General features: G+C 68.5%; 27 protein-coding genes and 1 pseudogene. 8 read left to right on the forward strand and 20 right to left on the reverse strand.

The window, feature by feature from the left end:
* From FHR96_RS17495 to FHR96_RS17505, 3 genes and pseudogenes are all read right to left on the reverse strand, one after another.
* A pseudogene (locus tag FHR96_RS17495) lies at positions 1-113 on the reverse strand (TRAP transporter large permease subunit); the annotation flags it as partial.
* Positions 94-264, reverse strand: a complete 171-nt coding sequence (locus tag FHR96_RS17500) for a hypothetical protein (protein ID WP_379685214.1) — start codon at positions 262-264, stop codon at positions 94-96. The pseudogene FHR96_RS17495 and the gene FHR96_RS17500, both read right to left, overlap by 20 nt.
* Entirely contained in the window at positions 261-1,064 is an 804-nt protein-coding gene (locus FHR96_RS17505; protein ID WP_183389019.1) for a FadR/GntR family transcriptional regulator, read from the reverse strand. Before FHR96_RS17505 ends, FHR96_RS17500 begins: the two co-directional genes overlap by 4 nt.
* A 335-nt stretch (positions 1,065-1,399) precedes the next feature.
* On the opposite strand from FHR96_RS17505, the gene FHR96_RS17510 reads away from it, so the two are divergent.
* Positions 1,400-2,302, forward strand: a complete 903-nt coding sequence (locus FHR96_RS17510) for a complex I NDUFA9 subunit family protein (RefSeq protein WP_183389020.1) — start codon at positions 1,400-1,402, stop codon at positions 2,300-2,302.
* A gap of 3 nt (positions 2,303-2,305) precedes the next feature.
* Here FHR96_RS17510 and FHR96_RS17515 read toward each other — a convergent pair whose 3' ends face one another.
* Positions 2,306-2,647 (reverse strand): zinc ribbon domain-containing protein YjdM, encoded by a 342-nt coding sequence (locus tag FHR96_RS17515; RefSeq protein ID WP_183389021.1) that lies wholly within the window; start codon positions 2,645-2,647, stop codon positions 2,306-2,308.
* Between the two features lie 134 nt (positions 2,648-2,781).
* On the opposite strand from FHR96_RS17515, the gene FHR96_RS17520 reads away from it, so the two are divergent.
* Complete coding sequence (locus FHR96_RS17520) at positions 2,782-2,985, forward strand: YjfB family protein (RefSeq protein WP_183389022.1); 204 nt, start codon at positions 2,782-2,784, stop codon at positions 2,983-2,985.
* Positions 2,986-2,989: 4 nt separating this feature from the next.
* Here FHR96_RS17520 and FHR96_RS17525 read toward each other — a convergent pair whose 3' ends face one another.
* Positions 2,990-3,301 carry an antibiotic biosynthesis monooxygenase family protein gene (locus FHR96_RS17525; RefSeq protein WP_183389023.1) on the reverse strand — a complete coding sequence of 104 codons (312 nt, stop codon included), beginning with the start codon at positions 3,299-3,301 and terminating at the stop codon, positions 2,990-2,992.
* 126 nt (positions 3,302-3,427) lie between these two features.
* Here FHR96_RS17525 and FHR96_RS17530 point away from each other — a divergent pair, with 126 nt between their 5' ends.
* Positions 3,428-4,369, forward strand: a complete 942-nt coding sequence (locus tag FHR96_RS17530) for a 2-dehydropantoate 2-reductase (protein ID WP_183389024.1) — start codon at positions 3,428-3,430, stop codon at positions 4,367-4,369.
* Positions 4,370-4,395: 26 nt separating this feature from the next.
* Here the strand turns inward: FHR96_RS17530 and FHR96_RS17535 are convergent, their stop codons facing one another.
* From FHR96_RS17535 to FHR96_RS17545, 3 genes are all read right to left on the reverse strand, one after another.
* Complete coding sequence (locus FHR96_RS17535; RefSeq protein ID WP_183389025.1) at positions 4,396-4,833, reverse strand: nucleoside deaminase; 438 nt, start codon at positions 4,831-4,833, stop codon at positions 4,396-4,398.
* An 84-nt stretch (positions 4,834-4,917) separates the two neighbouring features.
* A complete protein-coding gene (locus tag FHR96_RS17540) occupies positions 4,918-5,676 on the reverse strand; it encodes a VIT1/CCC1 transporter family protein (protein WP_183389026.1) in 759 nt (252 codons plus the stop codon).
* A 78-nt stretch (positions 5,677-5,754) separates the two neighbouring features.
* On the reverse strand, positions 5,755-6,090 hold the full coding sequence (locus FHR96_RS17545) for a hypothetical protein (RefSeq protein WP_183389027.1): 336 nt from the start codon (positions 6,088-6,090) through the stop codon (positions 5,755-5,757).
* A gap of 81 nt (positions 6,091-6,171) precedes the next feature.
* On the opposite strand from FHR96_RS17545, the gene FHR96_RS17550 reads away from it, so the two are divergent.
* Positions 6,172-6,759 carry an NADPH-dependent FMN reductase gene (locus FHR96_RS17550; RefSeq protein ID WP_183389028.1) on the forward strand — a complete coding sequence of 196 codons (588 nt, stop codon included), beginning with the start codon at positions 6,172-6,174 and terminating at the stop codon, positions 6,757-6,759.
* A gap of 20 nt (positions 6,760-6,779) precedes the next feature.
* Here the strand turns inward: FHR96_RS17550 and FHR96_RS17555 are convergent, their stop codons facing one another.
* Positions 6,780-7,076: a DUF2798 domain-containing protein gene (locus FHR96_RS17555; protein WP_183389029.1), complete on the reverse strand. Its 297-nt coding sequence runs from the start codon at positions 7,074-7,076 to the stop codon at positions 6,780-6,782.
* 140 nt (positions 7,077-7,216) lie between these two features.
* On the opposite strand from FHR96_RS17555, the gene FHR96_RS17560 reads away from it, so the two are divergent.
* Positions 7,217-8,143, forward strand: coding sequence for a LysR family transcriptional regulator (locus tag FHR96_RS17560; RefSeq protein WP_183389030.1), 927 nt, complete (start codon positions 7,217-7,219; stop codon positions 8,141-8,143).
* Between the two features lie 14 nt (positions 8,144-8,157).
* Here FHR96_RS17560 and FHR96_RS17565 read toward each other — a convergent pair whose 3' ends face one another.
* From FHR96_RS17565 to FHR96_RS17580, 4 genes are all read right to left on the reverse strand, one after another.
* The gene (locus tag FHR96_RS17565) at positions 8,158-8,523 is read right to left on the reverse strand and encodes a DCC1-like thiol-disulfide oxidoreductase family protein (RefSeq protein ID WP_183389031.1); all 366 of its coding nucleotides are present in this window, start codon (positions 8,521-8,523) and stop codon (positions 8,158-8,160) included.
* A 22-nt stretch (positions 8,524-8,545) separates the two neighbouring features.
* On the reverse strand, positions 8,546-9,154 hold the full coding sequence (locus FHR96_RS17570; protein WP_183389032.1) for an O-methyltransferase: 609 nt from the start codon (positions 9,152-9,154) through the stop codon (positions 8,546-8,548).
* A 124-nt stretch (positions 9,155-9,278) separates the two neighbouring features.
* Positions 9,279-9,845, reverse strand: coding sequence for a retropepsin-like aspartic peptidase RloA3 (gene rloA3 / locus FHR96_RS17575; RefSeq protein ID WP_183389033.1), 567 nt, complete (start codon positions 9,843-9,845; stop codon positions 9,279-9,281).
* 179 nt (positions 9,846-10,024) lie between these two features.
* Positions 10,025-12,013, reverse strand: a complete 1,989-nt coding sequence (locus FHR96_RS17580) for a CocE/NonD family hydrolase (RefSeq protein ID WP_425485680.1) — start codon at positions 12,011-12,013, stop codon at positions 10,025-10,027.
* A gap of 288 nt (positions 12,014-12,301) precedes the next feature.
* Between FHR96_RS17580 and FHR96_RS17585 the strand changes: the two genes are divergently transcribed.
* Positions 12,302-12,784 carry a hypothetical protein gene (locus FHR96_RS17585; RefSeq protein ID WP_183389035.1) on the forward strand — a complete coding sequence of 161 codons (483 nt, stop codon included), beginning with the start codon at positions 12,302-12,304 and terminating at the stop codon, positions 12,782-12,784.
* A gap of 69 nt (positions 12,785-12,853) precedes the next feature.
* Here the strand turns inward: FHR96_RS17585 and FHR96_RS17590 are convergent, their stop codons facing one another.
* Positions 12,854-13,369, reverse strand: coding sequence for an Hsp20/alpha crystallin family protein (locus FHR96_RS17590; protein ID WP_183389036.1), 516 nt, complete (start codon positions 13,367-13,369; stop codon positions 12,854-12,856).
* Between the two features lie 267 nt (positions 13,370-13,636).
* On the opposite strand from FHR96_RS17590, the gene FHR96_RS17595 reads away from it, so the two are divergent.
* Positions 13,637-15,670: a CocE/NonD family hydrolase gene (locus tag FHR96_RS17595; protein WP_183389037.1), complete on the forward strand. Its 2,034-nt coding sequence runs from the start codon at positions 13,637-13,639 to the stop codon at positions 15,668-15,670.
* Positions 15,671-15,673: 3 nt separating this feature from the next.
* Here FHR96_RS17595 and FHR96_RS17600 read toward each other — a convergent pair whose 3' ends face one another.
* Complete coding sequence (locus FHR96_RS17600) at positions 15,674-16,699, reverse strand: D-alanine--D-alanine ligase family protein (protein ID WP_183389038.1); 1,026 nt, start codon at positions 16,697-16,699, stop codon at positions 15,674-15,676.
* A 138-nt stretch (positions 16,700-16,837) separates the two neighbouring features.
* On the opposite strand from FHR96_RS17600, the gene FHR96_RS17605 reads away from it, so the two are divergent.
* Positions 16,838-17,785 (forward strand): zinc metalloprotease HtpX, encoded by a 948-nt coding sequence (locus tag FHR96_RS17605; protein ID WP_183389039.1) that lies wholly within the window; start codon positions 16,838-16,840, stop codon positions 17,783-17,785.
* Between the two features lie 12 nt (positions 17,786-17,797).
* Here FHR96_RS17605 and FHR96_RS17610 read toward each other — a convergent pair whose 3' ends face one another.
* The 5 genes from FHR96_RS17610 to FHR96_RS17630 all read right to left on the reverse strand — a co-directional run bounded on the left by FHR96_RS17610 (position 17,798) and on the right by FHR96_RS17630 (position 23,232).
* A complete protein-coding gene (locus FHR96_RS17610; RefSeq protein ID WP_183389040.1) occupies positions 17,798-18,082 on the reverse strand; it encodes a YrhK family protein in 285 nt (94 codons plus the stop codon).
* Positions 18,083-18,237: 155 nt separating this feature from the next.
* Positions 18,238-18,873, reverse strand: coding sequence for a hypothetical protein (locus FHR96_RS17615; protein WP_183389041.1), 636 nt, complete (start codon positions 18,871-18,873; stop codon positions 18,238-18,240).
* Between the two features lie 149 nt (positions 18,874-19,022).
* A complete protein-coding gene (locus tag FHR96_RS17620) occupies positions 19,023-19,928 on the reverse strand; it encodes a ribose-phosphate diphosphokinase (RefSeq protein WP_183389042.1) in 906 nt (301 codons plus the stop codon).
* A complete protein-coding gene (locus FHR96_RS17625; protein ID WP_183389043.1) occupies positions 19,928-21,511 on the reverse strand; it encodes a thymidine phosphorylase family protein in 1,584 nt (527 codons plus the stop codon). Before FHR96_RS17625 ends, FHR96_RS17620 begins: the two co-directional genes overlap by 1 nt.
* Before the next feature lie 215 nt (positions 21,512-21,726).
* A complete protein-coding gene (locus FHR96_RS17630) occupies positions 21,727-23,232 on the reverse strand; it encodes a CoA-acylating methylmalonate-semialdehyde dehydrogenase (RefSeq protein WP_183389044.1) in 1,506 nt (501 codons plus the stop codon).
* Positions 23,233-23,235 lie beyond the last annotated feature (3 nt).

The following is a 23,235-nucleotide window of genomic DNA, read 5'->3' on the forward strand; positions in this document are numbered from 1 at the left end:
GCGATCAGCCCGTAGATGATCAGCACGATCGACGGCGGCATCATGGTGCCCAGCGCGCCGCCGGCACAGACCACGCCGATCGACAGGTGCTTGTCATAGCCCAGGCGTAGCATCATCCGCCCAGGCCTTCTTCATCTCGAACTGGGGTTCGCCGGCGGTCTCGGAGGTCTGGAAGGTCCACTCGTAGTCGGCGGCCTGGGCATTGGCGGCCAGGGCGCCGAGTACGGCAACGGTCAGGGTCTTGAGAGGCATGCGTGTGATCATGAGGCTTCCTTATCGCTGCTTGTTGTTGAAACGTCGGTTGTCGAGACATCGAGGGTGGGGAGGGCCGGCATCAGGGCTTCGAGCCCCAGGTCCCGCCCGGTGCGCTCCAGCACCTTGAGGGCCGCCGCGGCGGCCTGATCCGGCTGACGCAGGCGGATCGCCTCCATCATCCGGCGATGGCGTTCCATGCTGTCGTGAAGCTCGTCGGCACTGTGGTTGGAACGCTCCACCAGCAGCGCGATGGCCGGCTTCAGCACATGGCTGATCTGGGCCCAGACCAGGTTGTGCGACGCCGCGAAGACGGCCTCGTGAAAGGCCACGTCGTAGTCGTCGTGGGAGATGCCCTGCCAGTGCAGGTCGTCGTGTTCCAGGGCGCGGATCATGCCCTCGTAGGCCGACTCGATGGCCAGCAGGTCGGCCGCAGTGGCGTGCTCCGCCGCCAGGCGGGCAACGAAGGGCTCCACGGCGACCCGAAAGGCGAAGATCTCGCGCTGGATGCGCGGGTTGGGCTGGGCGAAGCGTGCCATCCAGGCGCTCACCTGGGGATCGAGCAGGTGCCACTCCTGTAGCGCCCGCACCCGGGTGCCCTGCCCCGAGATGCGCGTCAGCAGGCCCGCCGCCACCAGGGTCTGCAGGGCGCTACGCACGGTGCTGCGGCTGACGCCGAAACGCTCGCAGAGATCCAGCTCCCGGGGCACGAAATCACCCGGCCCGTACTGACCGCTGAAGATGGCCTCGGCGAGGTCATCGGCGATGTCGGGTCGCGGCGAGCGGCGGGCATTGTCGGAGGCGTGGGGCATGATCGGCGTTCCGGTTCGCGTGAGTCCTGTCGGACTCCCTGATTGCTATGTCGGACATAGACTCGGACAAAATCGGACTTTATGCCTTTAGACTTTGGTCCCCTTCCCTCTTCCCTCTTCCCCCACCGCGTATCGCCGCGGCCTACGACTCGCCAGGCGCCGCGCCCCCGCAAGCGCCACTTCAACGTAGCCGACAGTCTCTCCCTGCGGCCGCCGGCCTTTCCCGACGACGCACGCGACCACGCCATGGAGGGAACGGCGCTTGCGGCCACCCTCCCGTCAGGCACAATGCCTCGATGCTCTACCGCAGGCTCAGGGGATAGGGGATAGGCGATATGACGGAGCGACCGGTCACGGTGTTCGGTGGCACTGGCTTTCTCGGCGCCACCTTGGTGCGCGAACTGGTGGAGGCCGGACGTCCGGTGCGCCTGGTCGCACGGCGGCCGGCGAGCCCGGACTGGGCCGAGCCCGGCGACCCGTTGGAGATCATCGGCGCCGATATCCGGCGCGACGACCAGGTGGCCGCGGCACTGGAAGGCGCCGGGGCGGTGGTGAATGCGGTGAGCCTCTACGTGGAAACTCGCGATCTGAGCTTCGAGGCCATTCATGTGGAGGGCGCCGAGCGCCTGGCGCGGCTGGCCCGGGAGGCCGGCGTGACCCGCCTGGTGCAGCTCTCCGGCATCGGCACCAGCTCCCGCTCGCCCTCGTCCTACGTACGCGCCCGAGCCCGGGGCGAGGCCGCGGTGCTCGAGGCCATGCCCAAGGCGATCATCGTGCGGCCCAGCGTGCTGTACGGCGCACAGGACGCCTTCCTGGCCACCCTGGCCCGCCTCACCCGGCTACCGGCGATTCCGCTGTTCGGCCACGGCCAGACGCGCCTGCAGCCGGTACACGTGGTGGATGTGGCCCGGGCCCTGGTGCACCTGACCGGCGGCGAGGCGCCGCGGCGTCGGCTGTTCGAACTGGGGGGTGACGACGTGCTCCGCTACCGGGAGATCCTGGCGCTGGTGATGAGCCACCTGCACCGGGAACGCCCCCTGGTGCCGGTGCCCTTCCTCGCCTGGCGGACACTGGCACTGCTGGCGTCGGCGTGGCCCGACCCGCCGCTGACCCGCGACCAGGTCATCCTCATGCAGCATGACAACGTGGTCGGCGACGGCGTCGGCACCTTCAGCGATCTGGAGATCAGGCCCCGCGCGCTGCGCGAGGCGCTGCCGGCCTGCCTGCCGACGGCGTGAACGTCAGGCCTTCTTGACGAACTGCGACTTCAGCTTCATGGCCCCGATGCCATCGATGCGGCAATCGATATCGTGATCGCCCTCGACCAGGCGAATGTTCTTCACCTTGGTGCCCACCTTCACCACCGAGGAGGCGCCCTTGACCTTGAGATCCTTGATCACGGTGACGGTATCGCCATCGACCAGCAGGTTTCCGTTGGCATCGCGGATCGCCGGCGCATCATCCGCATCCTCCCCGGGGGACGCCTGCGCCCATTCATGGGCACACTCGGGGCACACGTACTGCAGGCCGTCATGGTAGGTGAACTCGGAGGCACAGGAGGGACACGGGGGCATGGCATTCATGGCAGAGGCTCTTCGCGTGGACGGGAAAGCCGGCAAGCCTACACGGCGGACCGCACGAGCGCCATGTCGAGCCTTTGCGCCCGACCGGCGAGCTGCTAGGGTGAAACCGTCAACCTCTTGTTCAGGAGAAACGGATGGACACTTCCGTCAATAACGTGGTCGCCCAGACCCAGGTACTGGCGCACTACCAGACCGCCCAGCAGGCCCAGATGCAGGTATTCAAGGAAGCCCTGGACACCCAGCAGCAACAGGTCACCGCGCTGGTCGAGTCCGCATCGGTCGAGCCCCAACTGGCTCGGGACGGCAGCCTCGGCACCCAGATCAACACCTACGCCTGATCGTTCAGGCGCCGTACTCGCGCTCCACCCTCGCAATGCGCACCCGGTAGCGCGAGTACCATCTTTCGCGCCCCATTCGCTGGGCTTCGCGATGCTCCGCCTGCGCCTTCCAGCGCCGCACCGCCTCCAGATCCGACCAGTAGGACACCGTGATGCCCAGGCCCTCGCGGGCCGACTCCACGCCCAGGAAACCGGGCTGCTCGGCGGCCAGCGCCATCATGCGCTCGGCCACGGCGGCGTAGCCGGCATCGACCTCGCTGCGCAATGAGGTGAAGATCACGGCGTAATAGGGCGGCACGGGGGTCTCGGCGATCATGGAAGGGCTCCTTGTGCATCCAGGGCGCCATTAGAGCTCGTGCCGGGAGCATCGACAAGCCCACGCCCGCCGGGCACGCTATGCCCTTCAGCGGCCATTTCCAGCGAGACGAGGGAGAACCACAGCATGCGACTGGCGATCATGGGCAGCGGCGGCGTGGGCGGCTATTTCGGCGCCCGCCTGGCCGAGGCCGGCGAGGACGTCACCTTCATCGCCCGCGGCGAGCACCTGGCGGCCATGCGCCGCTCGGGACTCCAGGTCTCGAGCCCCGAGGGCGACCTGGTCCTGAAGGGAGTCTCGGCCACCGACGATCCCGCCGAGACAGGCGTGGTCGACGCGGTGATCGTAGCGGTCAAGGCCTGGCAGGTGCCGACCGCCGCGGAGACCATTCGTCCCCTGGTCGGCCCCGACACCCTGGTGCTGCCGCTGGAGAATGGCGTCGAGGCCGCCGATCAACTGAGCGAGGTACTGGGCGAGGCTCCCGTGCTGGACGGCCTGTGCGGCATCCTCGCCTGGCGCGAGGCGCCTGGCCACATCCGTCACGCCGGCGTGTCTCCCTTCGTACGCTTCGGCACGCGCCTGCCCGGACAGCGCCCGGGCGCCGAGCGCCTCAAGGCAGCCTTCGACCGCGCTATCGGCGTCACGGCCGAGCTGCCCGAGGACATCGAGGCCGCGGTGTGGAGCAAGTTCCTCTTCATCTGCGCCATGAGCGGCATCGGGAGCCTGACCCGGGCCCCGCTCGGCGTGACCCGGCGCCTGCCGGAGACCCGGCGGCTGATCGAGCAGATCCTGGGCGAGATCGAGGCCGTGGCGCGCGCCCGGGGTGTGGCCCTGCCGTCGGATGCCGTGCCCCGGGCAATGGACTTCATCGATGCCATGCCGGCGACCAGCACCGCCTCGATGCAGCGCGACATCGTGGCCGGGCGCCCCTCGGAGCTGGAGGCCCAGAACGGTGCCGTGGTGCGGCTCGGGCGGTCCGTCAATGTTGCCACCCCGGTGAACGCCATGATCCACGCCGCCCTGCTGCCCCAGGAGAACGCCGCCCGGGGCCTGGATCCCGACGCTTGAACCCGGCACACCACGCCCTTGCCTGGTTAGTCGCCGATATCCTCGTGCCAAAGCGTAGGCCGCTCGGCAATGAAGCGCTCCATCAGCGCGATGCACTCGGGATCCTGCAGCACCTCGACCTCGACGCCTCGTTCACGCAGCAGCGTCTCTTCGCCCTGGAAGGTGCGGTTTTCGCCGATCACCACCCGAGGGATGCCATACAGCAGGATGGCGCCGGTACACATGGCGCAGGGCGAGAGCGTGGTGTAGAGGGTCGACTCGCGATAGGTGCCGGGCGGCTGGCGACCGGCATTCTCCAGGGCATCCATCTCGCCGTGCAGTACCGTGCTGCCGAGCTGCACCCGCTGGTTATGCCCCGTTCCCAGGATCACCCCGCGATGCACCAGTGCCGCACCGATGGGAATGCCTCCCTCGGATAGGCTCCTGCGCGCCGCCTCCAGCGCCGCCCTCATGAAATGCTCCATTCCCTCTCTCCCTTGGGTCACCATGCCATCCACCCAGCCTATGCGCCTTCGGCGTCCCGGCGCCAGGGGCAACCGAGACCGGGGTCAAAGGGAAACCCCGAACAGCGCCTGGGCCAGCACTCCGGTGAGGAAGGCCAGGCCCGCCGCCGCGGCGCCCATCGACAGGGTACGCAGGCCCGACTGCCAGACCGGTCGCCGATAGACCAGACTCTTGAGCATGCCGATCGACAGGAACATCAGCGCGGCGATCGCAAGGCTGGCCCAGAAGCGGTCACGGGCGGCCAGCCCCGGGAGCGCATAGGGCAGCAGCGGCATGGCGCCCACCACCAGGAAGGCCAGAAAGGTAACCCAGGCCGAGCGCCACGGGCTCAGGCCGCCGCGCTGCAGGCCATGCTCCTCGGTCAGCATGGTCTCCACCCACACTTCCCGGTCGCGGCTGATGGTTTCCACCACCTGCTCCAGCAGCTCTCCCGACAGGCCCTTGCGGGCGTAGATCTGGCGGATCTCCTCGCGCTCGCCCTCGGGCACCAGCTCGATATGCTCGAACTCCCGTTCCCGGGCACGCTCCACCCCTTCGCGCTGGGCCTGTACCGCCTCGTAATTGCTGATCGCCATGCTGAAGCCATCGGCGAGCAGGTTGGCGAAGCCCAGTACCAGCGCGACGCGTGCCGAGAAGCCGGCTCCGAAGGCGCCGGAGACCACCGCGAAGGTGGTTACGCAGCCGTCGATGCCGCCGAGGATGGCATCCGGCATGCTGTGTGGACGCTCGGGCGTCTCCAGGCGGCGGCGAATCGCCTCGGGACGATGGTGCTCCTGCAGCGCCTCGCGCTTGCTGCGGGCCATGATGCCCTCCTCGCCGGATGGGCGATGACTGCCCTCGTTAACGAGCGTCGGCCAGGCGCGTCGGCGTGTCCAGGCCGTTCAGCGGGCGTCGACATCCTCGTGGGCCCGCCACCAGGCCGCATAAGAGGAGTTGGCCGGGTGCCGGCCGGCTTCATCGGGCGCGCCGTCGTCCCACCACACCGGGCCACGCTCGCCAAGCGCCAGCTTGGCGGCCTGTACCGCCGCCCGAGCCTCGGCCAGTGCAGCGTCATCATCCGCCCCCAAGGCCGCTTTCACCGCTCGCCGGGCACGCATCAGTTCGCGCACCCGGTCGCGCCGCGTCGTCTCGTCCAGCCGTGGGTCGGTGCATCGCCAGAGTCGCTGGCGGGCCACGAAGTAGCGGCCATCCGGCGTCCGGGGGTAGTGTCGGGACATCGTCACTTTCCCTCGCTTGTACCGCTTGCCGATTACCACCATGATCGAAGCCTCTTCCAAGGCAAGCAAGGAGCACCGCCCATGAGCGATCACGCCTCTCCCCGTATCCTGGTCTTCGCCGGCAGCACTCGCCGGCATTCCTTCAACAAACGCCTGGCACACCTGGCCGCCGAACGCATCGAAGCCCACGGCGGCCGCCCGACCCTCATCGACCTGGCCGACTATCCCATGCCGCTCTACGACGGCGACTTGGAGGCCGATCAGGGCCTGCCCGAGGCCACCCTGGCCCTGCGCGAACGGCTCGCCGAGCACCAGGGCCTGCTGATTGCCTCGCCGGAATACAATGGCTTCATCACGCCGCTGCTCAAGAACGTCATCGACTGGCTGACCCGTCCGCACGAGGGCGCCAGTGGCCTGGCGCTCTTCCAGGGGCGCCTGGCGGCGGTGGTCGCCGCCTCGCCGGGCGGGCTCGGCGGGCTGCGCGGCCTGGCACTGATTCGTCAGCTGCTGGGCAACATCGGCGTGACGGTGCTGCCGGACCAGTTGGCCGTGGCCAAGGCGGGAGACGCCTTCGCCGACGACGGCCAACTGGTCGACGACGGCCAGCGCGACAAGCTGGACGCCATCTGCCAGCGCCTGGTGCACGACCTCGGGCGCCTGCACGGCTGAGGCAGTCGACGAGGGCGCCCTCAGCGCTGCTCCTCGCCGGCCAGGGTCCACTTCACCAGCCGCAGCACCAGGGGCCGCACGGTCAATACGCCAAGGAAGGCCACCGGCATGGCCCGCACGTAGGCCCGGCCCACGGCGGCCAGGTAGTCGGGGCCGAGTCCCCCGTTGACCGCCGTGATCACCAGGCTCATCAGCAGCGTCATCAAGGCGGACATGTAGAAGGCGAAGACCAGCGGGGCGAAGCGCGGCGGGATGCCTCGACGCGGCCTGGTGACGTTTCCGTCGGCGGTGCGCTGTGAGCTTGAAGGCGTCGACATCTCAACTCTCCTCTGTCGTCGTTTGTCGATCGGGATGCCCCCAGCCTAGTGGCCCCGGCCTCATGCCTGTAGACGTCATGGCCTTGGTTCACTATAAAGATTTATTTACGAATCCAGACAAGCATTCTGCGAGAAAGCCAATGGATACCCTGCGCGCCATCGAGAGCTTCGTTAAGGCGGTCGAGGCCGGCAGCATCGCCGCCGGCGCGCGACGCCTAGGCATCAGCCCGGCTGCGGCCAGCCAGGGCATCGCGCGCCTGGAAGCCGCCATGGGAGTAAGGCTGCTGGCGCGCACCACGCGCCGCATGTCGCTGACCGACAGCGGAGCGATCTACTACGAACACGTCCGCCACGTCGCCCGCGATCTGGAACGCGCGCACGGCGCCATCTCCGCGCTGCAGGCCGAACCGCGGGGACGGCTGCGCATCACCTCCACCGCCGCCTTCGGCCGCCACGTCCTGGCGCCGCTGATGCCCGGATTCAACGCCCGCTATCGCCACCTCTCGCTGGAGCTGTTGACCACCGATCGCAGCGTGGACCACATCCAGGAAGACGTGGATATCAGCATCCGTTTCACTCCCCAGCTCGAGGAAGGCCTGGTAGCACGCCGCATCGCCTCCATTCCCTTCCTGTTCTGCGCCTCCCCGGACTACCTGGCCAGGGCCGGGCATCCGCACAGCCCCGAGGAATTGCGCAGCCACGACTGCCTGGCCTTCCGCTCACCGCTGGACGGACGCTTCATGAGCTGGGGGTTCATCCGCGATGGACTGCGCTTCGAACCGGACTTCAAGGCCACCATGCTCAGTGACGACATCGATGTCCTGGCGCGCATGGCGCTGGCCGGCGGCGGCATCACGCGCTTGGCGGCCTTCATCGCCGACCCGCATGTCGAGGCCGGCCGCCTGGTGCCATTGTTCGAGGCAGGCGACGGGAGCGGGGTACATGCCGTGTCGGAACCCATGGACATCTACCTGTGCGTGACCGACCGCCAGGCGCTGACGCCCAAGGTCAGGGCGTTCATGGACTATCTCGTCGAACAGTTGCCGGCGGCCTGGCGGCCGCGTTGAGGGCGATGCGTCGCCTACAGGCGCCCTTCGCGGCGCAGGCGGCGACGCACCCAGCGGTGATACCAGGCGCCGAGCAGCGGCTTGACCAGAGGCAGGCCGATCAGCCAGGCCAACGGCCTGAGCCACGTGACACGACGCATCAGCAGGATGTAGGCGTCGAGGCCATGACACAGTCGCCCCGCGTCGTCTTCCACGTGAAGGGAGCGCAAGGCCTCCTGGAGTTCGATGCCTCGTGCGCGCAGGTGATCGGCATGGTCGGTGACATCGAGCCACTCCACCGACGCCGCACCGCCGGACCATCGTTCATAGCGGCGCCGGTCGCGCCGACAGATGGGGCAGCCGGCATCGTAGTAGACCTTGAGGGTCGCTGGCTCGCTCATGAGATCTTCGGCAAGCGTGGGGTCAAGCGGCTGTCGCCGCCGGGGAACGGGTGGCCAGGAACTCGCCCTTGCCGACCGGCACCAGGCTGGTGGTGAATGCGGGGTCCGCTTCCACCAGGTCGATGAAGGGCGCCAGCTCCTCGGCATGGGAGGTGGCGTTATCCACCACCAGCAGTCCTCCCTGCACCAGCGCCTCGCGAACCCTCGGCCACCAGTCGGAATATTGGGCACGGTCGGCATCGAGGAACACCAGGTCCAGCGAGGCCGGCGCCTGTCGATCGAGCACCTTGCCGGCATCGGCATGCAGCGACTCGATCACCTCCGCCAGGCCGGCGCAGGCGAAGTGTTCCCCAGCCATGCCCCAGCGGTCGGCGGCCCACTCCACGGTGGTGACCCGGCCGCCGATGGCCCGGGCCGCCTCGGCGAGCCACAGGGTGGAGTAGCCGTTGGAGGTGCCGACCTCGAGGATCCGCCGGGCATCGGTGGCCCTGACCAGCACGGCGAGGAACTGGCCGGTGTCGCGGGTGATATTGCGCAGCCGATCGTCGGGCGTCGTGACGGTTCGGTCATGTTGCTCGCCGAAGGCCTCCAGGTCGGCCAGCAGGCGATCAAGGGGAGTGATGTGAGGCATCGCCATCTCCGTTTGGCATCGGGTCTCGTGATCGTGGCTCGACCATGGAGACCCGTTCAGGCGATATGGGTTCCCTGCGCGCCCTGCCCGGGGCGCGCATCGCCCCCGCCGGGACCGGCCGGCATCAGGCGCCGATGTCGTCGTCGTAGTCCTTGTCGTCATGGGTCTTCAGCGGCGAATCGTCGTCGCAGCGCGGCTCGTGCGTAAAGGTCTCCGTCACGTCGAGCAGCCCCAGGCTCTGGATGGTCCGGCGGCCCAGCAGCACCGGGTAGAGCATGTCATCGCGATCCCGGAGGCTGAACTGCTCCTGGTAACGGGTGTCGCCGATGCAGATGGTCATCAGCACCGCCGGACGACGGTCCTCGCCGCCGGCACCGCTCAGGATCAGCCGGCGAAAGATCGGACGTTCGAACTCGCGGCTGACCACCTCGCCTGAGGCCTCGTCCTCGAGTTCGACGTCGAAGCGTACCCAGTCTTCCCCGTCGCGCTTGAACTCCTCGATATGCTCGGCCTGCATGGACGAGGTCAGCGCACCGCTGTCGAGCTTGGCCTTCACCTCCACGCCCCAGCCGGGGTCGATCAGGGTCTTCTCCACCCAGCCGTAGACCTCGGGCTCGTCGGCCACCGCAGCGCCGGACAGTAGACCGGCCCCCAGCAGGGGAACCAGGGCGCGAGACAGGAACTTGTGCATGCTTTCTCCTTCTGAAGGTCGCGGTGTATCGCGATCCGACGGCGCCGGATCATGAAGCCATCGAACGTCATGAGACTCTACGCCAATGCTCGGGTTCCGTCGCCCGTCGCCCGTCGCCCGTCGCCCGTCGCCCGTCGCCCGTCGCCCGTCGCCCGTCGCCCGTCGCCCGTCGCCCGTCGTCAAAGATGATCGCGCGGGAGCGTCTCGTTCCAGGTTCGCGAGAAGATCCGCTCGCCGCCTTCGTAGGCATCCAGGGTGGCATTGAGATGGAAGTGGCTCGGCGTGCTGGTCAGCTGCGTACGACTGGTCATCTCGACCCGCCAGTCACCCCGCGCCATGAACCGCCGGTTGACGACCTCGCCGCACAGCGTGGCGTAGTCATCGTTGGCCTGGCGATAGCGCTCGGTGACATCGTAGCCGAGCGTCAGCCCCTGCTCCTCGAGACGCCAGCTGCCATCGTTGTCGATGACGTTGAGGCTGGCCTCGTTGGTCGCCAGGTTGAAGTGTACCGTCCATTCCCGATGCGCCGGCACCAGCAGGGTGACGGCCGGCGCCATCGCCATGTGCGGCTCGCCGAGGTCAGGCAGCGTCGCTTCCCGATCCGGGCGCGGGCGCTGCGGCAGCGACAATCGGCAGTGGCGAAGACGAAGCGTCAGGATCGTCGGCAGCGGCGAGGGCCATGCCAGCGGCCAGTAGGAGGAAGAGATCGCCAGCCGCAGCCGATTGCCGGCGGGAAAGCACTGGGCGACGTGGTTCAAGCGCACCCGGACGCGACAGGGTTCGCCGGGCCGCAGCGGCTCGGGACGGTGGTGGCCATGGCGATGGCTCAGGTTCAACAGGCCATAGGTCACCAGGGTCACGCTGCCGTCGGGCGCGATGTCGGACAGGCGCACGGCCACCATCGCCTGGGGGCGGTCGGCAGCCACCTCGAGCTCGACTACCGCCTGGCCGAGCATCTCGAGATCCGCCTCCAGCGGCGGCGTATCGAAGCACAGCGAGCCGCCGTCCTCGAGCCGCTGGTCCGTGGGCAGGTCGGTGCTCTCGGCATAGCTGCACCACTTGCCGGCGAACAGCCCCACGCTCAGCGGACTGCGGATCGACAGGTCGGCCTCCTCGTCGTCACCGGCGCCACCGGCTGCCAGCCCCTGCCGGGTCAGGGCGAACGTCAGAGGCTTCAGCCGCGGACCGGGCCAGCCTGGCTCGGCGACCCAGCGACCGGGCCGGTCGTCGCTGATCGGCGAGACGCTGTCCTGCATCCAGGCTCGCAGCATGGGCTCGCGCTCCACGCCGTTGTCGAGATCACGCAGCCAGCGATCCCACCAGCGCAGGCACTCGCCGAGGAAATCGATGGAGGGTCCCGGGCCACCGAGATGCGGGTACTTGTGCCCCCAGGGACCGATCAGCCCCTTGCGCGGCCCGCCCAGGTGCTGGAGCAGCCGGAACACCGTGTTGCAGTAGCCGTCGGCCCAGCCGCTGACCGCGAATACCGGACAGCGAATGGCGGTAAAGTCCTCGCAGACCGACCCATGACGCCAGTAGGCGTCGCGCCGCTGATGCGCCAGCCAGGTCTTGAGCCACGGCTCGCTGCTTTCGAGACGCGCCAGCCACATCTCGCGCCAACGCGCGCCGACGATGGCCGGATCCGGCGGGCAGGCATTGTAGGACAGCATCACCGAGGCCCAGGACAGGTTGTCGGTCAACAGGCAGCCGCCCATATAGTGGACGTCATCGGTGTAGCGATCGTCAGAGGAACAGACGCTGATCACGGCCTCCAGCGCGGGAGGCCGCAGCGCCGCGATCTGCAGCGCATTGAAGCCGCCCCATGAGAGGCCGATCATGCCGACCCGGCCGTTGCACCAGGGCTGCGCCGCGATCCAGCGGATCACCTCGACGCCGTCCTCGAGCTCGCGGGGCAGGTATTCGTCATGCAGGACGCCGTCGGAATCGCCGCTGCCGCGCAGGTCGACCCGCACGGCGGCATAGCCGTGCCGGGCGAAGTAGCCATGGACCTGGCTATCCCGCGGCGAGCGGAAATCTCGCTTGCGGTAGGGAATGTATTCGAGCACCGCGGGGGCCGGCATCGCCGCCACATCCGCCGGCAGCCACAGCTTGGCGGCCAGCCGGACGCCATCCGCCATGGGGATCCAGGCGTTTTCGATGATCCTCACCCCGCGCCCCATCCCGTTCCTCCCCCGACCCATGACACGGACGCCCGACGATGACATTCAGCATATAGCGCGCGTGCTCCCCCGCCGCCAGCAGCGTCGTCAGGAAATATTGATGCCGGTCAAGGCGGGGGCCAAAGGCTCTCCATAGACTACGCCCGATGGTGACTCGGCGGCCCCGCCGATGCCCGCTCGAGCGCCATTCATCACCCCCCCCCAAACATCATCGGCCGGTGCTCGAGAGCATCGTCAACGCAGGGAATTTCCGGGAAATTCCACGAGGCTGACAGCATGATCGACATCAAGACGCTCACTCTTCTGCCGCAGGATGAGCTCCTGCAGGCCAGTACCCTCGAAATCGAGGCCGGTCGACGCTATCGACAGCTGGCCCTGAGTTTCCTGCCCTACGACGCCGACCGCAGCCAACGCATGACCCAGCTGGGTATCGCCTGCGAACACCGGATCGACGCCCTGAAATGGGCCGCCGAGAGTCTCGGGCTGGGCGCCTGCGTGGCCCTTCCCGAGGCGCTTGCCGACCGACAGGGCGAGAGCAACCAGGGGGGAGGCTTCTTCATCGTCGACGATGCCACGGCCGAACTCGTGTGGCAGGAGGCGCTGGAGGCGGCCCTCGAGGATCAGCGCTTCGCGCGGCGGTTGCTGGCGGTCAACGGCACGCCGGAGCTGGAACGCCCGCTGCTGGAGTATGCCCGCCAGAAGGCGGCCGAATGCGATGTGTTGATGGCATGCCATGCCGGCCACGCCCGGCAGGCATGATCCCTAAGGTCGAAGCCGCGGCCAACCGATGGCAGGGCGGGGCCGGGAGGCCCCGCCCTGCCACGCAGTTCACGCCTGGATATCCAACCGGCGGCGATGCGCTTCCTTGACCTTGGGCAGGGTCAGTTCCAGCACTCCGTTGCGGAAGTTGGCCTCCGCCTTGTCGGCATCGATGTCGCAAGGCAGTTCCACGGTACGCAGCACGCTGCCGTGTGAAATCTCGCAGCGATAGTACTCGCCCTCTTCCTGCCGGGTTTCCTTGTGGCTCTCGCCCTTGATGGTCACCGTGCGGTCGGTCACCGAGACATCGAGATCTTCACGCTCGATGCCCGGAATCTCGGCGCGCAGCACCACCTCGGCATCCTTGTCGAGGATATCGACCCGCGGCATCCTCGGCTCCAGTGACGACATGCGCTCCCAGCGCAGCGGATGCATCCAGTCCCGGGCCAGCAAGCCGTCGAACATGCGATCCAGTTCCCGGAAGGGACTGATCGGGCGAGACGCGGGCTCCTCGGCCTTCGTCTCGGGCGCCTTGGCCAGTTGGCTGGCGGCGGCAGATGCCCCCTTTAACTTCTTATCGGCCATGACATTGCACCTCGGTACAAGCGACATGTAGAGAGTAAACGCTCGGCGAAAACGCCTTGCCACACGCTCCGCCGGCGGGACCTCGATCAGCCGATCTGATCGCATGAATGAGCATAGGCGAGCGGCCGCAAGCGGCGATGACGCCGGTCAAGTTTTACCCCGATTCTCCGGGGCCGTCGCGCCTCTCGAGACCGACGCCGAGAGGCGCATCGTCGTATATGCTGAGAACAGACCCCGCCGCCGCCGGCCATGCTACCGGGGGTGTCCATGAAGATCGTGCATTCCTTCCCTCGCACCGTGCGCGTCATCGAGAACCTGTGGATCCCCATGTCCGACGGCACTCGGCTGGCCGCACGCGTCTGGCTGCCCACCGATGCCGTGGGAGACCCGGTACCGGTGATCCTGGAATACATGCCCTACCGCAAGCGCGACTTCACGCGCCTGCGCGACGAACCCCTGCATCGCTATTTCGCCGGCCACGGCTATGCCTGCGTGCGCCTCGACCTGCGCGGCAGCGGCGACTCCGAGGGCCTGCTGCTGGACGAATACCTGCCCCAGGAACTCGACGATGCCGTGGAGGCCATCGCCTGGCTGGTCGACCAGCCGTGGTGCAGCGGCGAGGTCGGCATGATGGGCATTTCCTGGGGCGGCTTCAACGCGCTCCAGGTCGCCGCCCTGCGCCCGGCCGCACTGAAGGCGATCATCACCATGTGCTCCACCGACGACCGCTATGCCGACGACGTCCACTACCAGGGCGGCTGCCTGCTCAACGAGAATCTCGGCTGGGGATCGGTGCTGCTGTCGTGCGCCACGACCCCGCCGGATCCCGACATCGTGGGCGCAGCCTGGCGCGACCAGTGGCGACAGCGCATCGAGCGCGCGCCCCTTTACCCGTTGACCTGGATGCGCCATCCCCATCGCGATGCCTACTGGCGGCACGGCTCTATCTGCGAGGCCTTCGCCGCCGTGGACTGCCCGGTCTTCGCGGTCGGGGGCTGGGCCGATGGCTACGTCAACGCCATCCCGAGGCTGCTGGCCGGGCTCGAGGTACCGCGCAAGGGCCTGATCGGCCCCTGGTCCCATGCCTTCCCCCATGCCGCCCTGCCCGGCCCGGCGATCGGCTTCTTCCAGGAAGCGCTGCGCTGGTGGGATCACTGGCTCAAGGGGCTCGATACCGGGGTCATGGACGAGCCCCTGCTGCGGGTATGGATGGAGGAATACGTGCCGCCGGCGCCGATGCACGTCGAACGCCCGGGACGCTGGGTGGCCGAGGACGCCTGGCCGTCGCCGAGGATTCGCCCGCGGATGCTCTACCTCAACGTGCTGTCGCTGGGCGAGAGCCCCGAGCCGGCGGACCGCCTGCGCCTCGCCTCGCCACAGACCACCGGCCTGGCGGCCGGCGACTGGTACGGGTTCGGCGCCGAGGGCGAGTCGCCCACCGACCAGCGAGAGGACGACGGCAAGTCGCTGGTGTTCGACTCCGACCCTCTCATCGAGCGCCTGGAGATTCTCGGCGCGCCCGTGGCCTCGCTCGACCTCGCGGTCGACCGGCCGGTGGCCCATGTCATCGTACGCCTCGACGACGTCGCCCCGGACGGCGCGTCGGCGCGGGTCAGCTACGGCATCCTCAACCTGACCCAGCGGGACAGCCGCGCGGAGCCTGCGCCGGTAATACCGGGCCGGCGCTACCAGGTCGACGTCCGCCTCAATGATATCGCCTACGCCTTCGCCGCCGGGCATACCCTGCGGCTGGCGATCTCGACCTGCTACTGGCCGGTGATCTGGCCGGCCCCCGAACGCGTTCAGCTCGAGCTGCATACCGGCACCAGCCGACTGACCCTGCCGGCGCGTCCACCGCGGCCGGAGGATACCGAGCTGCGCCCCTTCGAGCCGCCGGAGCGAGGCCCGATGCCCGAGCTGACGACGCTCAAGGCCGCTCCCTTCCGACGCCTGGTCGAACGCGACCTGACCACCGGCATGACGGTCTACCGCATCTCGACCACCGGCGGCGACTTCGGCGACGCCGCCCTGGCACGCATCGAGGACATCGACCTGACGGTCGGCTACACCCTGGCCAAGAGCTACCGCATCCACGATTACGACCCCGAGACCGCCGAAGCCACGGTCGAACAGGTCACCACCCATCGGCGGGGACACTGGCACACGCGCCTGGAATGCCGCACCAGCCTGACCGCCACGCCGCAACGCTTCCGGATTCGCGGCGTGCTCAAGGCCTACGAAGGCGACACGCTGTTCGCCCGCCGGGATTGGGACGAGGAGGTGGAACGCCGCCTGCTGTGAGCCTCAACCGCCGACGCCCCGGCCGAGTCGGGCGAGCGACGCCTCGAGGATCAGCCGCAGCAGCGCATGATAGGGGTAGCCCGCCCACTCGGCCATCAGCGCCAGCTTGCCGTCCCAGTACCAGGTCGGGTTGGTATTGACGTCGAGCAGTCGCGGCATGCCGTCCTCGCCGGCGCGAAAGTCGAGGCGCGCATAGTCGCGCAGCCCCAGGCGCCGAAACAGACGCACGCAGTGATCGACCAGCTGACTCCAGGTCACCTCGTCGAGCTGGGCGGGCCGGAAGCCGAGCTTCTCCCAGTACGGCGAGTCGGGATCGGCCTTGGAGCCGTGGGTGAGGATCGGCGGCAGCCCGGAAGGCAAGGCCGAGTAATCGACCTCCAGCGGTGGCAGCACCGTAAAGCCGCTCGCTGCGTTGCCCACCAGGCCGACCGTGTACTCCGGGCCGGTGAGAAAGTCCTGGAGCAGCGCATCGTCGACCCCGGGCTGTCCGGCCAGCCAGCGCAGGTAGCCCTCCGCCGCCCGGGCGTCGTCGACCACGCAGTCGCGGGTGATGCCAAAGCTGCCGCCGCTGCCGTTGGGCTTGATCAGGCAAGGGTAGATGGTCGGCAACACCAGGGGATCCGCCGCCAGGTCCACGTAGCTCTCGTTGGGAACGGGAATGCCGAGGCCCGCCGCCAGGGCCCTGACCAGCGCCTTGTCGGTGGTGAGGCTGATGGCCATGGGGTCGGCGCCGGTGTAGGGAATCGCCAGGATCTCCATCAGCGCCGGCACGTCGCGTTCCAGCAACCAGTCGTTGCGAAATCCCGTGTCGCAAAGATTCAGGGCCAGGTCCGGCGGCGCGGCACGCAGGGTGTCGATCCAGGCGCCGTGATCATCGAGGAAGCGGAAACGATATCCCTTGAGCCGCTGCAACGCCTCGCGCAGCCGCATGACCGCGGTCAGTTCCTCGTCGCCGAACCGGCCATCGGGGGCGTAGGCATAGGGGAGACGAGGATCGCCCAGCAGCACGGCCACGTCGATATCCGCCATGATACGTCCTCCCGGCAGCGGGATCGTCGGCTGACGCCTGCTCGGCAAGTATAGCTCCGACGCATCGCTGTACGGGAGCGGTCGACGCCATGCGATCCGGACTAGGTTATAGAGGACAGACCTACCGCGAGGCGGGCCATGACATCGGGGCAGAGACGCTTCACTCGACAGCGGTTGGTCAACGGCGTCCAGACGGCGCTGATCATGGGCGGACTCGCGCTCACGCTGTCCTTGCCCGGCTACCTGCTGGCCGGTCTCGGTGGCGTGCTGATCGGCCTGTCCGCGGTCACGGTGGCCACTCTGGCGACGAGCCGGGTGCCCGCTCGGCTGATCCTGACCCAGGCCGGTGCCGGCCGACTGGCGCCGTCCCAGGCACCGGAAATCCATGCCCTGCTCGCCCGCCTCTATGCCCGGGCCGGCCTGAGAAGCCCGCCGCAGCTCTACTATGCCGCGACGCCGGAGCTCAACGCCTTCGCGGTGGGCGGCCCGCGCGACGGCGGCATCGCGATCACCGAAGGGCTGCTGCGCTCGTTGACGCTGCGCGAGCTGGCCGGCGTGCTGGCTCACGAAGTGAGCCACCTGCGTCACGGCGATACCCGGGTGATGTCGATCGCCGCCACCATGACCCGGTTGACGCTGTGGCTGACCTCGGCCATCCAGCTGGCGATCCTGTTCAGCCTGCCGCTGATGCTGGCCGGCGACGTCACCATGCCCTGGCTGACGCTGCTGGTCGTGGCCTTCGCCCCCACGCTCAGCACCCTGCTGTCGCTGGCCCTGTCCCGGCAGCGAGAATACACCGCCGACCTCGAGGCCGCGGCGCTCACCGGCGACCCGAAGGGCCTGATGTCGGCACTGATGGTGCTGGAACGTCAGCATGGACGCTGGCTGTCGAGCCTGTTCGGGCGTCAGCGTCCAGCGGCGCTCGAGTGGCTGCGCACCCACCCCGACACCCGCGAGCGCATCCGCCGGCTGGCCGAGCTCGACGACGACCGCCACGGGCCACCGCTGACGACCACGCCAACACGGGCAGCGATCCCGCGACGACCGCCTCCGCTGCGTTCAGGCGATTGGCGGCGCCGCAGCTAGCGAGGCCCGACGTCAATCACCGCGCGCTTCATGCTCCAGGTCTTCCACATCGCCCATGGAGGCCAGCTTGAGGTCGCGGACGGTGCGGATGGTCGGCTTGAAGGCAAACATGGCCGAGCCGACGATGAAGAACCAGGTGGCCAGCGTCTGCTGGCTCTCATAGAGAAACAGCACCGAGCCGACCAGAAAGGCGGCCGCGGCACCGAAGTCGACGAGAGTGTAGACCAGTTCCCAGAGCGCATAGAGCCGGCGAGTTCGTGGATTCTCCTCGCGCCGGTCACGATCGAATAACGCCATGATTCCCTCCCTGGACAGTGTCGGTACGCACTAGTGTGCGGTATCAGGAATTGACCATAGCATTCCTGCGGCTCCCCGGGCCGCCCCCTCAGCGGACGTCCGATTCAGGACATCGAGCGATGCCGGCAGCATGAACGCAAACGCCGCGCTGCGACTCAGGGCGCGGCGCGGCGTAGCCGCTCGAACTCCTCGTCGCTGATCTCGCGGCGCTCGGCATCGAGGATCTTGCCGCCCAGCGCCGCCACGCCGAGAGTGAAATCGATCAGCGCGTCCGGGCTGTGGGCGACCCGCCGCTTGTTGCGGAAATGCACCAGGATGGAGATGCCTTCGACTACCGGGTGCTCACCTTCCTCATGCAGAGGCGGCAATGCCCCGGGCGGAGTGCTGTTGGCGATCACCATGCGATAGCCGGTCCGCGGTGGCCGGATGTTGTAGACCCGCTGCCTGGCGTCGTAGACCGCGTCGAGCTCCTCGAGCTTGCGCCGCAGCCGTCGATTGGTGTCGAGGCCGGGCCAGTCGAGAACCACGAACAGGCATTGCCTGACGTCGTCGGCCGAAGCGACGCGAAAGCGCCGGGCCACGGCCTCGGGCTCCGGCCCGGAGGCCGTCGGGGGCGGGGCGGATCGAGGTTCGGCCGCTGGCGGCGCCTCACGCGTCATCGCGGGAGCATCCGGCTCAGCCGGCGGCTCCCGCCGCGCGCCGCGTCGCAGATACCAGGACAGCCCCAGAGCCGACCCACCCATCGCCAGGGCCACGCCGGCCAGCAGCATGGCACCGCTCGTTATGTCCATCGCGCCTCGATCCCTCGCGTCTTCCTTGATGACTCATGAAGGAAACACGAAGCCCGCTGCGGCACAACTGCGTCAGACGCGGAACATCGGCGACGAACGACGCCATTTCATCGTTTTGACATCATTGGCTGCCTCGGTGGCCCCTGCCTTCATCCCAGGGCCGCCAGCACCCGTATCAGCGCCGGCCCAAGCAAGGGCGCCATGGGGACGGCATTGCTGGCATGAGCGATACAGTCGGTGCTCCACACTTCCCCTACCCCGGCAGCCTCGACGACGGCCAGGGCATCGCCGGCAAACAGCGCATGGGTCACGGCCAGGTCCACCGAAACGGCGCCGGCGGCGAGCAGCGCCTCGGCGGCCCGGGCCACGGAGTGGCCGGTGCTGGCCACGTCATCCATCAGCACCACCTGTCGGCCCCGCACCGGAATTCCGGGCAGTTCGATCGCCACGTCGTGATCGCCGCGTCGCGTCTTGTGGCAGACGTCGAAGGCGAAGCCGCCGGCCGCCGCGGCCTCCCGCACCCACTGGTAGGACTCGGCATCGGGACCGATCAGCAGCGGATTCTCGCGCCGGACGGCGACCAGCTCGCCGAGCCGGGAAGCCCCGGACAGGGCGACCGCCTGGGTGAGCGGTATCGCCTGATCCAGCCGTTCGATGCGGTGCAGGTGAGGATCGACGGTGAGCACCGCATCGAACAGCTCGGCCAGAAACGCGCCGATCAGCGTCTGGCTGACGATCTCCCCGGGTTGAAAGGCCTTGTCCTGACGCATGTAGGCGAGATAGGGCGCCACCAGCACCAGTCGACGCACTCCCTGACGCCGGGCATGTCGGGCGATCAGCAGCAGCTCGACCAGCTTGTCGTTGGGCCGGTCGAGGCTGCGATAGACCACCAGGGTCCGTGGCAACTCGTCGGCGCACGGGAAGGGCAACGTCAGGCGCAGCTCCCGATCGGGAAAGCGGTGGCAGGCCACGGCCCCGGCTTCCAGGCCCGCGGCCTCGGCCAGGCGTCGCCCTGCAGCGCTCTCGTCATCGCAGTACAACAGCACGGCAGTCATCAGCCCTCCACATTGAGTCGGGTGATCCGGTCGGGGTGCCCGATGGCGATGCCATGGTCGCGCTCGCAGGCCTGGCGGGCGAAGGTCAGCTCGTTGGCATAGGCGGCGTAGACGCGATAGAGCGGCTGGCCGGCCTCGACCGCCTCGCCGATGCGCACCGCCAGGTCGATGCCCGCGCCGATCGCCCGCGGTGCACCGGCGAGTCGGGCGATGCGCGCCAGCTGCAGGTTGTCGATGGCGATCACCGTGCCGGCGCAGTGAGCGGTCACTTCCAGCACCTGGGGCGCCAGTGGAGGCCGGTCGGGATCGAAGGGACGCCTGCCCTGGGCCTCGATGATGGCCTGCATCTTGTCCAGCGCGCGGCCGGCATCGAGGATGTCGCGGGCCAGGCCGAAGCCATCGCCGCCGCGCACGTCCGGATCGAACTCCAGCATCCGCCCGGCCAGGCGCAGCGCCTTCTGGCGCAGGTCCATGGGGGCCTCTGGATGGTTGGTGAGCACTCGCATCACGTCGCGAGCCTCCAGCACGGGGCCGATGCCCCGCCCCACCGGCTGGCTGCCGTCGGTAATCACCACGTCCAGGGTCAACCCCAGGCGCCCGGCCACGAACTCGAACAGCTTGCGCAGCCGCCTGGCCTCGGCCATCGAATTCACCTTGGCATGGGGGCCGATGGGAATGTCGAGCAGCAGGTGGGTGGAGCCGGCGGCGATCTTCTTGGACAGGATCGAGGCGACCATCTGGCCGGGCGAGTCCACCGACAGCGGACGCTCCACCGAGATCAGCACGTCGTCGGCGGGCGACAGCTCGCTGGTGCCGCCCCAGGCCAGGCAGCCACGGTGAGTGCGTACCAACCCACTCAGCGTCTCGAAGGGCAGGTCGACCCGCGCCAGCACTTCCATGGTGTCCGCGGTGCCGGACGGCGAGGTGATCGCCCGCGACGAGGTCTTGGGGCACAGCAGACCATGGGCAGCGACGATCGGCACCACCAGCATGGAGGTGCGGTTACCGGGAATGCCGCCGATGCAGTGCTTGTCCACCACCGGATGCTCGTGCCAGTCCAGGCGTCGCCCGACCCGGCTCATGGCGTCGCTGAGGTAGAACACCTCCTCGCGGTCGAGCTCGCCCAGGTCGCAAGCCACCACGAAGGCGGTGAGCTCGATCTTGGAGTAGCGCCGCTCGGCGATGTCGCGAATGATGTGGCGAAAGTCGTCCCGGGTCAGGCGTTCGCCGGCCAGCTTGCGATGCATGGCGGGAATCGAGGGCGGCGGCTCGGCCTGGCGGATGCTGACGGGAATCCCCTCCCCCGCGCCCAGCAGCGCGAAGGCGTCCTCGGAAAGACCGAGCTCACCGCAGCCGACGATGGTGGCATCGTCGACCACGTTGAGAGTGGCCAGGATCCGCCGGCCATCGGCACGTATCTCTACCTTGGCCAGCGCCTGGAAGCCCTCGGCCCGGTAGCGATCGCACTCGCGGTGCATGTAGGCCACGTTCTCGCGATAGGTATCGATGCCGACGCGCTTGAGCGTCAGCGGCGTCAGCGCGTCCTCGTGAGAATCCGGCTCGGCGGCAGGCGTGCGGCTCATCCCGGCATGGCACTCCGGTGACATTCCCATGACCACAGATTAGCAGCGCCATGGAGCCCGCTCCCTTGACGACGGACAAGCCCCGTGCAACGCATTGCGCCCGCCCCGCGAAACGGGACGGGCGCGCTCACGTCTCGCAAACCACTCGGTACGCGACGATCAGTGCGAGACGCTCAGTTTGGGACGGTCAGTGCGACACGCTCAGTGCGAGACGGTCAGTGTGACGGGAAGCTGAACTGCGCGCGCTCCTGCCGGGAACGCTGCGGCCAGCGCTGGGACACGGCCTTGCGGCGGGTGTAGAAGCGCACCGCATCGGGACCGTAGGCGTGCAGGTCGCCGAACAGCGACTCCTTCCAGCCGCCGAAGCTGTGGAAGGCCACCGGCACCGGCAGCGGCACGTTGATGCCGACCATGCCGACCTCGATGGCATCCGCGAAGCGCCGCCCGGCCTCGCCGTCGCGGGTGAACACGCAGGTGCCGTTGCCGTACTGGTGGGCGTTGATCAGCGCGATGGCCTCCTCGAAGGTCTCGACGCGCACCACGCACAGCACCGGGCCGAAGATCTCGTCGCGGTAGATATCCATCGCCGGGGTCACCCGGTCGAACAGGGTCGCGCCAAGGAAGTAGCCCGGTGAGCCCTCGACCAGCGGATGCTCGCGGCCGTCGACCACCAGCTCGGCGCCGGCCTCTTCTCCCTTGGCGATATAGCCGGCCACCCTGTCGCGATGGCCGGCGTTGACCAGCGCCCCCATGTCCAGGCCCGGCTCGGTGCCGGGACCGATCTTCAGGGTGCGGGCCTGGTCGGCGAGCCTGCCGACCAGGGCGTCGGCGGCGGCGTCGCCCACGCAGACCGCCACCGAAATCGCCATGCAGCGCTCGCCGGCGCTGCCGAAGGCGGCGCCGATCAGGGTGCTGGCGGCGTTGTCCAGGTCGGCGTCGGGCAGCACCACGGCATGGTTCTTGGCCCCGCCCAGGGCCTGCACGCGCTTGCCTCGCTGGGTGCCACCCTCGTAGATCTTGCGTGCCACCGGCGTGGAGCCGACGAAGGACAGCGCCTTCACGTCCGGCGCGTCGATCAGCGCATCCACGGCCTCACGATCGCCGTGAACCACGCTGAAGATGCCCCGCGGCAGGCCGGCCTCGTCGAGCAGCTCGGCCATCTTGATGGCGGCCGAAGGCACCTGCTCGGAGGGCTTGAGGATGAAGGCGTTGCCGCAGGCAATGGCCATGGGATACATCCACAGCGGCACCATGGCCGGGAAGTTGAACGGCGTGATGCCGGCGACGATGCCCAGCGGCTGGTGGTTGGACCAGGTGTCGATGCCCGGCCCGGCGTTGTGGGAGTATTCGCCCTTGAGCAGCTCCGGCACGCCGCAGGCATACTCGACGTTCTCGATGCCGCGCTTGAGCTCGCCCATGGCGTCCTCGAGCACCTTGCCATGCTCCTCGGCGATCAGCCGGCAGATCTCGTCGGCGTCGCGCTCAAGCAGCGTCTTGAAGCGAAACATCACCTGGGCACGCTTGGCCGGCGGCAGATCGCGCCAGGCCGGCTGGGCCTCGCGGGCGGCCTCGATGGCCCGTTCCACGGTGGCCGCGTCGCCCAGGGCGACGCGACGCACGGCCTCGCCGGTGGCGGGATTGAAGACGTCGAGCTTGCGGTCACCTGCCAGGGGCTCGCCGGCGATCCAGTGGCTTACCTCTGTCGAGTTCACATCGGTCATGGG

The sequence above is a fragment of the Halomonas organivorans genome (assembly GCF_014192055.1).
Taxonomy (GTDB): Bacteria; Pseudomonadota; Gammaproteobacteria; order Pseudomonadales; family Halomonadaceae; genus Halomonas; species Halomonas organivorans.

Bases quoted from the DNA above. Each gene is read 5' to 3' on its own strand.
- FHR96_RS17630 (WP_183389044.1), bottom strand. From the start codon at position 23,232: ATGACCGATGTGAACTCGACAGAGGTAAGCCACTGGATCGCCGGCGAG.
- FHR96_RS17620 (WP_183389042.1), bottom strand. From the start codon at position 19,928: ATGACTGCCGTGCTGTTGTACTGCGATGACGAGAGCGCTGCAGGGCGA.
- FHR96_RS17535 (WP_183389025.1), bottom strand. From the start codon at position 4,833: ATGGAGCATTTCATGAGGGCGGCGCTGGAGGCGGCGCGCAGGAGCCTA.
- FHR96_RS17545 (WP_183389027.1), bottom strand. From the start codon at position 6,090: ATGTCCCGACACTACCCCCGGACGCCGGATGGCCGCTACTTCGTGGCC.
- FHR96_RS17525 (WP_183389023.1), bottom strand. From the start codon at position 3,301: ATGATCGCCGAGACCCCCGTGCCGCCCTATTACGCCGTGATCTTCACC.
- FHR96_RS17615 (WP_183389041.1), bottom strand. From the start codon at position 18,873: ATGGACATAACGAGCGGTGCCATGCTGCTGGCCGGCGTGGCCCTGGCG.
- FHR96_RS17625 (WP_183389043.1), bottom strand. From the start codon at position 21,511: ATGAGCCGCACGCCTGCCGCCGAGCCGGATTCTCACGAGGACGCGCTG.
- FHR96_RS17520 (WP_183389022.1), top strand. From the start codon at position 2,782: ATGGACACTTCCGTCAATAACGTGGTCGCCCAGACCCAGGTACTGGCG.
- FHR96_RS17560 (WP_183389030.1), top strand. From the start codon at position 7,217: ATGGATACCCTGCGCGCCATCGAGAGCTTCGTTAAGGCGGTCGAGGCC.
- FHR96_RS17590 (WP_183389036.1), bottom strand. From the start codon at position 13,369: ATGGCCGATAAGAAGTTAAAGGGGGCATCTGCCGCCGCCAGCCAACTG.
- FHR96_RS17510 (WP_183389020.1), top strand. From the start codon at position 1,400: ATGACGGAGCGACCGGTCACGGTGTTCGGTGGCACTGGCTTTCTCGGC.
- FHR96_RS17570 (WP_183389032.1), bottom strand. From the start codon at position 9,154: ATGCCTCACATCACTCCCCTTGATCGCCTGCTGGCCGACCTGGAGGCC.
- FHR96_RS17605 (WP_183389039.1), top strand. From the start codon at position 16,838: ATGACATCGGGGCAGAGACGCTTCACTCGACAGCGGTTGGTCAACGGC.
- FHR96_RS17550 (WP_183389028.1), top strand. From the start codon at position 6,172: ATGAGCGATCACGCCTCTCCCCGTATCCTGGTCTTCGCCGGCAGCACT.
- FHR96_RS17565 (WP_183389031.1), bottom strand. From the start codon at position 8,523: ATGAGCGAGCCAGCGACCCTCAAGGTCTACTACGATGCCGGCTGCCCC.
- FHR96_RS17505 (WP_183389019.1), bottom strand. From the start codon at position 1,064: ATGCCCCACGCCTCCGACAATGCCCGCCGCTCGCCGCGACCCGACATC.
- FHR96_RS17595 (WP_183389037.1), top strand. From the start codon at position 13,637: ATGAAGATCGTGCATTCCTTCCCTCGCACCGTGCGCGTCATCGAGAAC.
- FHR96_RS17540 (WP_183389026.1), bottom strand. From the start codon at position 5,676: ATGGCCCGCAGCAAGCGCGAGGCGCTGCAGGAGCACCATCGTCCCGAG.
- FHR96_RS17585 (WP_183389035.1), top strand. From the start codon at position 12,302: ATGATCGACATCAAGACGCTCACTCTTCTGCCGCAGGATGAGCTCCTG.
- FHR96_RS17515 (WP_183389021.1), bottom strand. From the start codon at position 2,647: ATGAATGCCATGCCCCCGTGTCCCTCCTGTGCCTCCGAGTTCACCTAC.
- FHR96_RS17500 (WP_379685214.1), bottom strand. From the start codon at position 264: ATGATCACACGCATGCCTCTCAAGACCCTGACCGTTGCCGTACTCGGC.
- FHR96_RS17555 (WP_183389029.1), bottom strand. From the start codon at position 7,076: ATGTCGACGCCTTCAAGCTCACAGCGCACCGCCGACGGAAACGTCACC.
- FHR96_RS17530 (WP_183389024.1), top strand. From the start codon at position 3,428: ATGCGACTGGCGATCATGGGCAGCGGCGGCGTGGGCGGCTATTTCGGC.
- FHR96_RS17600 (WP_183389038.1), bottom strand. From the start codon at position 16,699: ATGGCGGATATCGACGTGGCCGTGCTGCTGGGCGATCCTCGTCTCCCC.
- FHR96_RS17610 (WP_183389040.1), bottom strand. From the start codon at position 18,082: ATGGCGTTATTCGATCGTGACCGGCGCGAGGAGAATCCACGAACTCGC.
- rloA3 (WP_183389033.1), bottom strand. From the start codon at position 9,845: ATGCACAAGTTCCTGTCTCGCGCCCTGGTTCCCCTGCTGGGGGCCGGT.